We start from the raw sequence: 9,785 nt of genomic DNA, 5'->3' as shown, positions 1-9,785 counted from the left end.
TCTCGCCGGCCGCCCTGGTGCCCTGCTGGGCGGCGCTGTCCACGGTGTCGCCGAGACCGGCGCCGTCCAGCGCGGTCAGCCCGCCCAGGTCCGGGCTCGCCGGGAGATCTGCGGCGCTCGCTGCGCCGGCCGCACCGACCACGGGGGCCGCGCCTGCGGCGATCAGCAGCGCGGCACGAGCGATCCGACGGGTCAGGGGGAGGGACATGATGCTCCTTCAGCGGGTTGTGCACGAATCTGCCTGTCCGGTGATCGGACGCACTGACAACCGCTTCGGGGGAGGGGGAAGTTGCGGTGGGCAAAGGTAAAGACTGAGTAATGCGTCCGATTATCCGCAGCGGAAGAACCCGGGCAAACGATCCATACCGCCGCAGCTCGACGAACCGTCACTTCCCTTGGGCGGCAAGGGAATCGAGGCAGACCGAGCAGGCCGTGGGGAGCTCTGAGGAAAAGGTCCGGGGTCGTGGCCCCCAGGGTCCGAACGGGTGACGGGCCGTACTACTGAGCGACCCGGATCCTGACCGCCGACGTGCCCGTTTCCGTACCCTTCGCGCTTTCCGTCCGCCAGCCCTCACCGGCGTTCCAGACCCGGTTCGCGTAGCTCACGCGCTCGATCCGCAGCGCCTCGGACTGTGCCACGGCCCAGTGCGCCAGCTCCCAGCCGCGCCGGGGCGAGGACGTGTCCTCGCCCCGTGCCGAGGTCGCCGGGACGGGCACCGACACGGTCGAGGCGGCGGGCGAGCCCGCGGCCTTCGCGCCGGACAGTACGTCCTCGCCGAAGGCGCGCACGAGTTCGGCCCGCACCCGCGCGGCGTCCCCCGGACCGTCCGCCGTGGCCGTGGACGGGGTGCAGTTCAGCGAGGCCGGCCTGCGCCCGGTCAGCACGGCGGCCAGCAGCGCGGCGTCCGGCTCGTGCTTCGCGTACGCCTGCGGGAAACCACTGCGCTGCACGCGCTGCGCGGCCACGGTCAGCGGCAGCCGCGAGTAGCCCGGGACCTCGGCGAGATGGTCGTAGAACTCACCGGCGGAGTAGACCGGGTCCATGAGCTGCGCGGGCGTGCCCCAGCCCTGCGAGGGGCGCTGCTGGAACAGTCCCAGCGAGTCCCGGTCCCCGTAGTCGATGTTGCGGAGCGTGGACTCCTGGAGCGCGGTGGCCAGCGCGATCGTCACCGCCCGCTCGGGCATGCCCCGGGTGGTGCCGACCGCGGAGATCGTCGCCGCGTTCACCGCCTGGGCCAGACTCATCTCGTAGGTGTGGGTCGCCCCGCCGTCCTCGTCCGAGGCCTCCACGACGCAGCGGGGCGGGTTCTTCGAGCCGGAGGAGTCGTACTGGACGGCCAGATAACCGCCCAGGGCCGCGAGCACGGCGAAGGCCACCGCGCATCGGAGGAGGCGGCTGCGGCGGGCGGGGCGGGCGGTCCGGGGCACGGGCCCACCGTACTGGAGGCCCCAGCTGGTGCCGATACCCAAGTCCCTTATGGTCGGGTCCATGGCCGACAGCACGCTTGACCTCACCCTGGACGGACCGGCGCTCACGGCCCGGCTCGTCGACTTCCCATCGGTCAGCGGAGAGGAGGAGGCCCTCGCCGACGCGATCGAATCGGCCCTGCGCGCCCTGCCCCACCTCACCGTCGACCGCCACGGCAACAACGTCGTCGCCCGCACGAACCTGGGCCGCGCCGAGCGTGTCGTCCTCGCAGGGCACATCGACACCGTGCCGATCGCCGACAACGTCCCCTCCCGCCTCGACGGGAACGGGATCCTCTGGGGCTGTGGGACCTCCGACATGAAGTCCGGCGTCGCCGTCCAGCTCCGGATCGCCGCGACGGTCCCCGAGCCCAACCGCGACCTGACCTTCATCTTCTACGACAACGAAGAGGTCGCCGCGCACCTCAACGGCCTCGGCCACATCGCCGACGCCCACCCCGACTGGCTCGCCGGAGACTTCGCCGTCCTCCTGGAGCCCTCCGACGGCGAGGTCGAGGGCGGCTGCCAGGGCACGCTCCGGGTCCACCTGCGGACGCCGGGGGAGCGGGCCCACTCCGCACGCAGCTGGATGGGCTCCAACGCCGTCCACGCCGCCGCACCGATCCTGGCGAAGCTCGCCGCGTACGAGCCCCGCCGCCCGGTCATCGACGGCCTCGAATACCACGAGGGGCTCAACGCCGTCGGCATCGAGGGCGGCGTCGCCACCAACGTCATCCCGGACTCCTGCACCGTCGTCGTCAACTACCGCTACGCCCCCGACCGCGGCGAGGAGGAGGCGATCGCCCACGTCCGCGAGGTCTTCGCCGACTGCGGAGTGGCCGAGATGGTCATCGACGACCACTCCGGCGCGGCCATGCCCGGCCTCTCGCACCCCGCCGCCCAGGCGTTCATGGCCGCTGTCGGCGGCGCCGCCAAGCCCAAGTTCGGCTGGACCGACGTCTCCCGCTTCGGCGCGCTCGGTGTCCCCGCGGTGAACTACGGCCCCGGCGACGCGCTCTACGCCCACAAGCGCGACGAGCACGTGGCGGTCGAGAAGATCACCCACTGCGAGGACCGGCTGCGCTCCTGGCTGACCACCTGACGCACGGCATTCCCCCGTACGTAACCTCCGCCGATCTACGCTGGCCGTACGCAGTACGACACGACCCAGCACGACGCGGGTCGGTGGAGGGAGCGGAACATGGGCAACGCCGAGGACGCACGGATCCCTGAGGGTGCGGAGGTTCCCGAGGGCGCGGTCAGCCCCGGGGAACAGTGGCTGGGCCCGGTCCTGCGCCGCAGGGAGCAGGTCCAGCCCGGCACGACCGACCAGCGGCTGCTGGACTCCGAGGGTGATTCCGAGTGGGTGCACACCGACCCCTGGCGGGTGATGCGCATCCAGTCGGAGTTCGTCGAGGGCTTCGGCGCGCTCGCCGAACTGCCGAGCGCGATCAGCGTCTTCGGCTCGGCCCGCACCCCGGTCGGATCACCGGAGTACGAGGCCGGGGTCCGGATCGGCAGGGCACTGGTCGACGCGGGCTTCGCGGTGATCACCGGCGGCGGTCCGGGCGCGATGGAGGCCGCCAACAAGGGCGCCCGGGAGGCGAAGGGCGTCTCGGTCGGCCTCGGCATCGAGCTGCCCTTCGAGTCCGGCCTCAACCCGCACGTCGACATCGGCGTCAACTTCCGCTACTTCTTCGTCCGAAAGACGATGTTCGTGAAGTACGCCCAGGGCTTCGTGGTCCTGCCCGGCGGCCTCGGCACCCTCGACGAACTCTTCGAGGCGCTGACCCTCGTCCAGACCGGAAAGGTCACCCGCTTCCCGATCGTCCTGTTCGGCACCGCCTACTGGGGCGGCCTGATCGACTGGCTCCGCGACACGGTGGTGGCCCAGGGCAAGGCCTCGGAGAAGGACCTGCTGCTGTTCCACGTGACGGACGACGTGGAGGAAGCGGTGATGCTGGTCACGAAGGAGGTCGGCCGGTGATCCTCCAGCCCGGCTGGCCACCTCAGGCCGGCTGGCGAACCCCGGCCCGCCCGGCGACTGAGGGCATCGGTTCCAGCCGATCCGGCGCTTGAGGAGCGGGGTCCAGGGGCAGCGCCCCGGACCCCGCCCGCCGGGCAGGCGGCGGACGCCCCCTACGCCAGCCCCCGCCGCGCAACGGCAGGAGGCCGATGCCCGGCGATGGACGCCACCATGTCCAGGACCTGCCGCGTCTCCGCCACCTCATGCACCCGGTACACCTGCGCCCCCAGCCACGCCGAGACCGCTGTCGTGGCCAGCGTGCCGATCACACGCTCCTTCACCGGCCGGTCCAGCGTCTCCCCGACGAAGTCCTTGTTGGACAGGGACACCAGCACCGGCCACCCCGTCTCCGTCATCTCACTGAGCCGCCGCGTCGCCTCCAGCGAGTGCCGGGTGTTCTTCCCGAAGTCGTGACCCGGGTCGATCATGAGCCCGTCCGCCCGCACCCCGAGCTCCACCGCCCGCTCGGCCAGACCCACCGTCACCCGCAGGATGTCCGCCATGACGTCGTCGTACGCGACCCGGTGCGGCCGGGTCCGCGGCTCCGCGCCGCCCGCGTGCGTGCACACCAGGCCCGCCCCGTACCGCGCGGCGACCTCCGCCAGCTTCGGGTCCACCCCGCCCCACGCGTCGTTCAGCAGGTCCGCCCCGGCCTCGCAGACCGCCTCGCCCACGTCGTGCCGCCAGGTGTCCACGCTGATCACCACGTCCGGGTGACGGCGGCGGACCTCGGCGACGAACCCGACCGTGCGGCGCGCCTCCTCCTCGGCGCTCACCTCCTCGCCGGGGCCCGCCTTCACCCCGCCGATGTCGATGATCGCGGCGCCTTCGGCCACCGCCTGCTCGACCCGGGTGAGCGCCGGCTCGTCCTGGAACGTGGCGCCCTGGTCGTAGAAGGAGTCCGGGGTCCGGTTCACGATCGCCATGATCACCGGCTCGTGCGGACCGAACTCCCGCCGCCCCAGCCTGAGTGCACCGCTTCGCATCCCGATCTTCCTCCCAGATAGCCCGCCTGCGACCCTAACGGTCGGCCCCGACTGTCCGTGCCGCATGGCACGATCGGACCCGGACGAGGTTTCCGCCCCGGGGAGATGCGCGTGTTCTGGTTCTTGCTGCTCACGATGGTCGTGGTCGTCACCGCGGTCACCCTCGCGGTGGTCGGCGGCGGGGGGAGCGCGGTGCTCCAGGACGTTCCGCCCGAGCGGTTCACCGACCCCCTGCCCGCGACCCGTCCGGTCGGCCGGGCGGACATCGAGGCACTGCGCCTGCCGATGGCTCCCCGCGGCTACCGGATGGCGGACGTCGACGAGGCGCTGTCCCGGCTCGGCGCCGAACTGGCCGAGCGCGACGCCCGAATCGCGGAGCTGGAGTCCACCCTGGCCGGGGCGCAGGCGGCCGCGGTGACGACCGGTACCGACCTCTTCGAACAGCCGGGTGACCAGCGGCCGGGCGACCGGCGGACCGGCGGCCCGGACCGCACCGAGGAGGACGGGCGATGAGCGGCGGAGCCCTGGCCGCCCCGGACGGCGGGCTGCGCTGCCCGTGGGGCCTGTCCACCGAGGACTACTTCGCCTACCACGACACCGAGTGGGGCCGGGCGGTCCACGGGGACGACGCCCTGTTCGAACGGCTCTGCCTGGAGGCCTTCCAGTCAGGGCTCTCCTGGCTCACGATCCTGCGCCGCCGCGAGACCTTCCGTACCGCGTTCGAGGGATTCCGGATCGAGGCGGTCGCCAAGTTCACCGACGCCGACCGGGAGCGGCTCCTGGCCGACCCGGGGATCATCCGCAACAAGGCCAAGGTCGACGCGACCCTCGCCAACGCGAAGGTGCTCGCCGACTGGCCGGCCGGGGAGCTGGACGAGCTGATCTGGTCCTACGCGCCCGACCCGGCCGGCCGGTCCGTCCCGCGCACGCTGTCGGACGTCCCGGCCGTCACACCGGAGTCCACCGCCCTCGCCAAGGCGCTGAAGAAGCGCTCGATCCGCTTCGTCGGCCCCACCACCGCCTACGCACTGATGCAGGCCTGCGGACTGGTCGACGACCACCTCGCGGACTGCGTGGCGCGCGGCGGCGGCAGCGCACCGCGCTGAGCTGTGGCTACTTCCCGAGGTAGACGGGCTTCTCCTTGGCCAGGAACGCCTCCACCGCGATGGTGTGGTCCTGCGACGCGCCCGCCCGGGTCTGGAGTTCGTCCTCCTTCTCCAGCGCCTCGGCGAGCGTGTGCCCGGCCCCGTACGCCATCGACTCCTTCAGCGCCGCGTACGCCACCGTGGGGCCGTCGGCGAGGGCGCGGGCGACCTCCGCCGCCTGTTCGGCCAGCTCGGCCGCCGGGACGACCCGGTTGACGAGCCCCAGCTCCAAAGCGTCCTGTGCGGAGACCGAACGCGGGAAGAACAGCAGATCGGCGGCGCGGCTCGGCCCGATCAGCCGGGGCAGGGTCCAGGACACGCCCGAGTCGGCGGTGAGTGCGACGCCCGCGAACGAGGTGTTGAAGGAGGCGGTGTCGGCGACCACCCGGTAGTCGGCCGCGAGCGCGAAGCCGAACCCGGCCCCGGCCGCGACGCCGTTCACCCCGGCGACGACCGGCTTCGCCATCCCGGTGATCGCCCGCACGATCGGGTTGTAGTGCTCCCGCACCGTGCTCAGCGCGTTCCCGTCGCCCGCCTCGCGGGTGGCCGTGAGCGTGGCGACGTGCTCCCTGAGGTCCTGGCCGACGCAGAAGGCGCGCCCGGTGGCCGTGAGCAGCACCGCCCGTACGCCCGTGTCCGCCGACGCCGCCAGCAGCGCGTCCCGGAGCGCGACCTTCGCCGCGGTGTTCATGGCGTTCATCGCGCCGGGTCGGTTGATCGTGATCGTCGCGAGACCCTCGCTCACGTCGTACAGGACGGTGTTCGCCGGCTCGTCGGCCATTTCCGGTATCCCCTCGCTGCTCGGGCATCGTTGCCACTGCAGGCAAGCATGGCCGATCCGGAGCCGGGCAGAGATGTGACCTGCGTCTAACAATTGGCTCTCACCTGGGGGGCCGGGGTGGCGCAGTATCGCAGCCGGATCGCCGAATTGGGTGGTTTTGCGAGAGTGCGTTGCGCAAGCGATGCAGACCGATGTTGGTCATCGGGGTCCCTGATGCGGGATAATGGCGAAGAAGCAATGTGTTCGATGCCGGTGAGGCAGCGCCTGTCATGGGGCCGCCGGTTGCGATGAGCTGGTTTCAGGAAGGGGAACGAGCATGGCGGCCATGAAGCCGCGGACGGGCGACGGCCCGCTCGAGGTGACAAAGGAGGGGCGGGGCATCGTCATGCGCGTTCCGCTCGAAGGCGGCGGTCGGCTTGTTGTCGAGCTGACTCCGGACGAGGCCGATGCCCTCGGCGACGCGCTGAAGAAGGTCGTCGGCTGACGCGGAACGCCCATCACCTTCACCACTGCCCGGTACGGCCTCCGTACCGGGCAGTGGTGTGTCCTGACGCGGATCCACGTGCCCACCACGAGGAGCTACGCGCTCAGCCGCGCCGGACCGCGCAGAGCAGGCCGTCGCCGACCGGCAGCAGGGTCGACATCAGTTCCTGGCTCTCGCGCACCGCCCGCAGCAGATCCCGCAGCCGCAGCACCTCGGCCGGCTGGGCCGCGGAGTCGACGGTGCGGCCGTCCGCGAAGACGCCCTCGAAGCAGACCAGGCCGCCGGGCCGCAGCAGGCGCAACGATTCAGCGAGCACATCGAGGCTCTCCAGCCGGTCGCCGTCGCAGAAGACGAGGTCGTATCCGCCGTCCGCGAGCCGGGGCAGGACGTCCAGCGCGCGGCCGGGGATGAACCGGGCCCGGTTGGTGGCGAAGCCCGCCTCGCGGAACGCCTCCCGGGCGAACTGCTGACGTTCGGGCTCGGGGTCCACCGTGGTCAGGACCCCGTCCGGCCGCATTCCGTGCAGGAGATAGATGCCGGACACGCCGGTGCCCGTGCCGATCTCCGCCACCGCTTTGGCGTCCGCGGCGGCGGCCAGCAGGCGCAGCGCGGCGCCGGTGCCCGGTGACACCGAGCGAAGCCCCAGCTCGCGAGCCCGGTCCCGGGCCACGTGCAGTGCTTCGTCCTCGGCGACAAAGGCGTCGGCGAACGCCCAGCTCGTCTGCCGGTTGGCGGTAATGACCCTCTCCTGTCCCCGTAGTTGGCGCAACGGTGACTGTATCCGCTGGACCCGGGAACCCGCAGATGGGACCGGGCGTTGTGCAAGGCGTGGGGAAAGCGCAGCGACCGGGTCCGCGGATCGGACCGGCGAGCTGCGGGGAAGCCCCGGGCGATGCCCGGCCCCAGCAGGGAAAAAGGCTTATCCGGAGCTAACGGGCGAGGTGGCTATGGTAGGGGCTCCACTGGACACCACCAGAGCCGATAGGGGAGGTGCGGCTGCGCCTGTGGACCGAAGAGGGGTGCTGAGGCGCCTGCTCAGGTCGGCCGGTGAGCCGAAATCCGTGACCAACATTGCTGACCGTTCTTCCGAAGACTCCGCACCGACCGCGACCTTCGCCTCTGATGCGGATTCTCAGGCGTGGACACCGCCCTCATGGGAAGAGATCGTCAGCACGCACAGCGGTCGCGTGTACCGTCTCGCCTACCGGCTGACGGGAAACCAGCACGACGCCGAGGACCTGACCCAGGAGGTCTTCGTCCGGGTGTTCCGCTCGCTGTCGACGTACACGCCCGGCACCTTCGAGGGCTGGCTGCACCGCATCACCACCAATCTCTTCCTGGACATGGTCCGGCGCAAGCAGCGCATCCGGTTCGACTCCCTCGGCGACGACGCGGCCGAGCGGCTGCCCAGCCGTGAGCCGTCCCCGCAGCAGGTCTTCAACGACACCCACTTCGACGCCGACGTGCAGCAGGCGCTGGACACCCTCGCGCCCGAGTTCCGCGCGGCCGTGGTCCTCTGCGACATCGAGGGCCTCAGCTACGAGGAGATCGCCGCGACCCTCGGGGTGAAGCTCGGCACCGTCCGCAGCCGTATCCACCGCGGTCGCTCGCACCTGCGCAAGGCGCTCAAGCACCGTTCGCCCGAGGCCCGCGCCGAGCAGCGCTCCCTGGCGGACGCGGTCCTGGCGGGGGAGGGCGGAACGGCGTGAGCGGCACAGGACCCACCCCCGCGGAGGCGCACCTGGGGGACCGCCTCGCCGCGCTGGTCGACGGCGAGCTGAAACACGACGCCCGTGAGCGGGTCCTGGCCCACCTGGCGACCTGCGCCAAGTGCAAGGCCGAGGCCGACGCCCAGCGCCGCCTCAAGAGCGCCTTCGCCATGTCCGCCTCGCCGTCACCCTCCGAGGGGTTCCTGGCCCGCCTGCAGGGCCTTCCCGGAGGTCCTGGCGGCGACGACACCGGCTCCGGCGGACCGTTCGGCGGCCGGGGGCCCTTCGCCGACGAGTTCTTCCCCGGGCTGCGGCCCTCCGGCGGCAGCACCCGCGCCGACAGCGCGCCCTCCCCGCTGGACGGCTTCGGATATCTCCCCGCCACTCACGGCTCCACCGCCGTGCTGCCCGGCGGCTCGGCATCCGGTTCGGTCTTCCGCATACACGAGGTGGCCCGCGACGCGGACCGCTCGCCGTGGCGCGGGCGGCGTTTCGCGTTCGCCGCGGCCAGCGCCGTCTCCCTCGCGGCCATCGCGCTGGGCGGCACCATGCCGCTGGACTCCGGCCCCGAGTCCTCCCTGCGCGCCGAGGGCACCGGGAACAACGTCACCCCGCTCGACGCCGAGACCCGCGCCGAGAGCGGCACCGAAGCGGTCAGCCGCCGGAGCGGCGGCGCCCTCGCGGTGACCGGAGACGGCCGGGCGGCCGAACGGCCGGTGTCCGGCACGGCCCCGGCCGGGAAGAACGGGCTGCCTCCGTCGCTCGCCGGGGCGACCCCGGTGGTTCCGGCTGCCACCCCTCCGGTGAACCGGCAGGGGCTGCCGACCGCTCCGCTGCAGTTCGGCGTCCCGCCCTCGGGCGCACACCCCTTCATGCTCCCCGTGCTGAACGTGTCCGTGTACCCGTTGATTCGCCCGACCGTGTCCGGCGCCCCGCTGCTTGCGGCAGCGCTCGGCAGCGGTGCGGCGCCGAAGGCGATCCCCTCCGCAGTCCCCTCGGGGCCGCCCCCGGGCTTGCCCGCCAACGATCTGGCGAGCACGCTTTCCCCCCGGCCCTGACCGGACCCTGCGCGACGATTCGCAAACCTGGTTGAATTCCGGTGAGGGACGCCTCGGTGGGGCGTACAGAGGCCAGTTGCGGGGAGAACATGGACGACGGGAAGCCCACCGGGCCGCAGGCGAAGTGGT

The 9,785-nt window shown here is 72.2% G+C and carries 11 protein-coding genes and 1 pseudogene; 7 read left to right on the top strand and 5 right to left on the bottom strand.

Annotation, left to right across the window (positions count from 1 at the left end; translation table 11 throughout):
- Nucleotides 1-208 (bottom strand): annotated as a pseudogene (locus tag B9S58_RS03970) (ATP-binding protein); the annotation flags it as partial.
- A gap of 290 nt (nt 209-498) precedes the next feature.
- Complete coding sequence (locus tag B9S58_RS03965) at nt 499-1,428, bottom strand: hypothetical protein (protein ID WP_181009180.1); 930 nt, start codon at nt 1,426-1,428, stop codon at nt 499-501.
- A 61-nt stretch (nt 1,429-1,489) separates the two neighbouring features.
- Here B9S58_RS03965 and dapE point away from each other — a divergent pair, with 61 nt between their 5' ends.
- The gene (gene dapE / locus B9S58_RS03960; protein WP_103530752.1) at nt 1,490-2,569 is read left to right on the top strand and encodes a succinyl-diaminopimelate desuccinylase; all 1,080 of its coding nucleotides are present in this window, start codon (nt 1,490-1,492) and stop codon (nt 2,567-2,569) included.
- Nucleotides 2,570-2,668: 99 nt separating this feature from the next.
- Nucleotides 2,669-3,454 (top strand): TIGR00730 family Rossman fold protein, encoded by a 786-nt coding sequence (locus B9S58_RS03955; protein WP_103530751.1) that lies wholly within the window; start codon nt 2,669-2,671, stop codon nt 3,452-3,454.
- A 152-nt stretch (nt 3,455-3,606) separates the two neighbouring features.
- Here B9S58_RS03955 and folP read toward each other — a convergent pair whose 3' ends face one another.
- Nucleotides 3,607-4,479 (bottom strand): dihydropteroate synthase, encoded by an 873-nt coding sequence (gene folP, locus B9S58_RS03950; RefSeq protein ID WP_103530750.1) that lies wholly within the window; start codon nt 4,477-4,479, stop codon nt 3,607-3,609.
- Nucleotides 4,480-4,584: 105 nt separating this feature from the next.
- Between folP and B9S58_RS03945 the strand changes: the two genes are divergently transcribed.
- Together B9S58_RS03945 and B9S58_RS03940 are read left to right on the top strand one after the other, a co-directional pair.
- The gene (locus tag B9S58_RS03945; RefSeq protein ID WP_103530749.1) at nt 4,585-4,992 is read left to right on the top strand and encodes a DivIVA domain-containing protein; all 408 of its coding nucleotides are present in this window, start codon (nt 4,585-4,587) and stop codon (nt 4,990-4,992) included.
- Nucleotides 4,989-5,585 carry a DNA-3-methyladenine glycosylase I gene (locus tag B9S58_RS03940; RefSeq protein WP_103530748.1) on the top strand — a complete coding sequence of 199 codons (597 nt, stop codon included), beginning with the start codon at nt 4,989-4,991 and terminating at the stop codon, nt 5,583-5,585. The genes B9S58_RS03945 and B9S58_RS03940 overlap by 4 nt, the downstream gene beginning before the upstream one ends.
- A 7-nt stretch (nt 5,586-5,592) precedes the next feature.
- On the opposite strand, the gene B9S58_RS03935 is transcribed toward B9S58_RS03940, so the two are convergent.
- Nucleotides 5,593-6,405: an enoyl-CoA hydratase/isomerase family protein gene (locus B9S58_RS03935; RefSeq protein ID WP_103530747.1), complete on the bottom strand. Its 813-nt coding sequence runs from the start codon at nt 6,403-6,405 to the stop codon at nt 5,593-5,595.
- Nucleotides 6,406-6,721: 316 nt separating this feature from the next.
- Between B9S58_RS03935 and B9S58_RS03930 the strand changes: the two genes are divergently transcribed.
- On the top strand, nt 6,722-6,889 hold the full coding sequence (locus tag B9S58_RS03930; RefSeq protein WP_003966491.1) for a DUF3117 domain-containing protein: 168 nt from the start codon (nt 6,722-6,724) through the stop codon (nt 6,887-6,889).
- A gap of 103 nt (nt 6,890-6,992) precedes the next feature.
- On the opposite strand, the gene B9S58_RS03925 is transcribed toward B9S58_RS03930, so the two are convergent.
- Nucleotides 6,993-7,658 (bottom strand): O-methyltransferase, encoded by a 666-nt coding sequence (locus B9S58_RS03925; RefSeq protein ID WP_103530746.1) that lies wholly within the window; start codon nt 7,656-7,658, stop codon nt 6,993-6,995.
- A 178-nt stretch (nt 7,659-7,836) separates the two neighbouring features.
- Here B9S58_RS03925 and sigE point away from each other — a divergent pair, with 178 nt between their 5' ends.
- Entirely contained in the window at nt 7,837-8,598 is a 762-nt protein-coding gene (gene sigE, locus B9S58_RS03920; protein WP_181009179.1) for an RNA polymerase sigma factor SigE, read from the top strand.
- The gene (locus B9S58_RS03915) at nt 8,595-9,656 is read left to right on the top strand and encodes an anti-sigma factor (RefSeq protein ID WP_103530745.1); all 1,062 of its coding nucleotides are present in this window, start codon (nt 8,595-8,597) and stop codon (nt 9,654-9,656) included. Before sigE ends, B9S58_RS03915 begins: the two co-directional genes overlap by 4 nt.
- The last annotated feature ends 129 nt before the right edge of the window (nt 9,657-9,785 follow it).

Source organism: Streptomyces sp. SM11, assembly GCF_002910905.1.
Taxonomy (GTDB): Bacteria; Actinomycetota; Actinomycetes; order Streptomycetales; family Streptomycetaceae; genus Streptomyces.
The sequence above is the reverse complement of the archived record's forward strand: the minus strand, read 5'-3'. Positions and strand labels throughout refer to the sequence as shown.

Bases quoted from the DNA above. Each gene is read 5' to 3' on its own strand.
- dapE (WP_103530752.1), top strand. From the start codon at position 1,490: ATGGCCGACAGCACGCTTGACCTCACCCTGGACGGACCGGCGCTCACG.
- B9S58_RS03955 (WP_103530751.1), top strand. From the start codon at position 2,669: ATGGGCAACGCCGAGGACGCACGGATCCCTGAGGGTGCGGAGGTTCCC.
- folP (WP_103530750.1), bottom strand. From the start codon at position 4,479: ATGCGAAGCGGTGCACTCAGGCTGGGGCGGCGGGAGTTCGGTCCGCAC.
- B9S58_RS03945 (WP_103530749.1), top strand. From the start codon at position 4,585: ATGCGCGTGTTCTGGTTCTTGCTGCTCACGATGGTCGTGGTCGTCACC.
- B9S58_RS03940 (WP_103530748.1), top strand. From the start codon at position 4,989: ATGAGCGGCGGAGCCCTGGCCGCCCCGGACGGCGGGCTGCGCTGCCCG.
- B9S58_RS03935 (WP_103530747.1), bottom strand. From the start codon at position 6,405: ATGGCCGACGAGCCGGCGAACACCGTCCTGTACGACGTGAGCGAGGGT.
- B9S58_RS03930 (WP_003966491.1), top strand. From the start codon at position 6,722: ATGGCGGCCATGAAGCCGCGGACGGGCGACGGCCCGCTCGAGGTGACA.
- sigE (WP_181009179.1), top strand. From the start codon at position 7,837: ATGGTAGGGGCTCCACTGGACACCACCAGAGCCGATAGGGGAGGTGCG.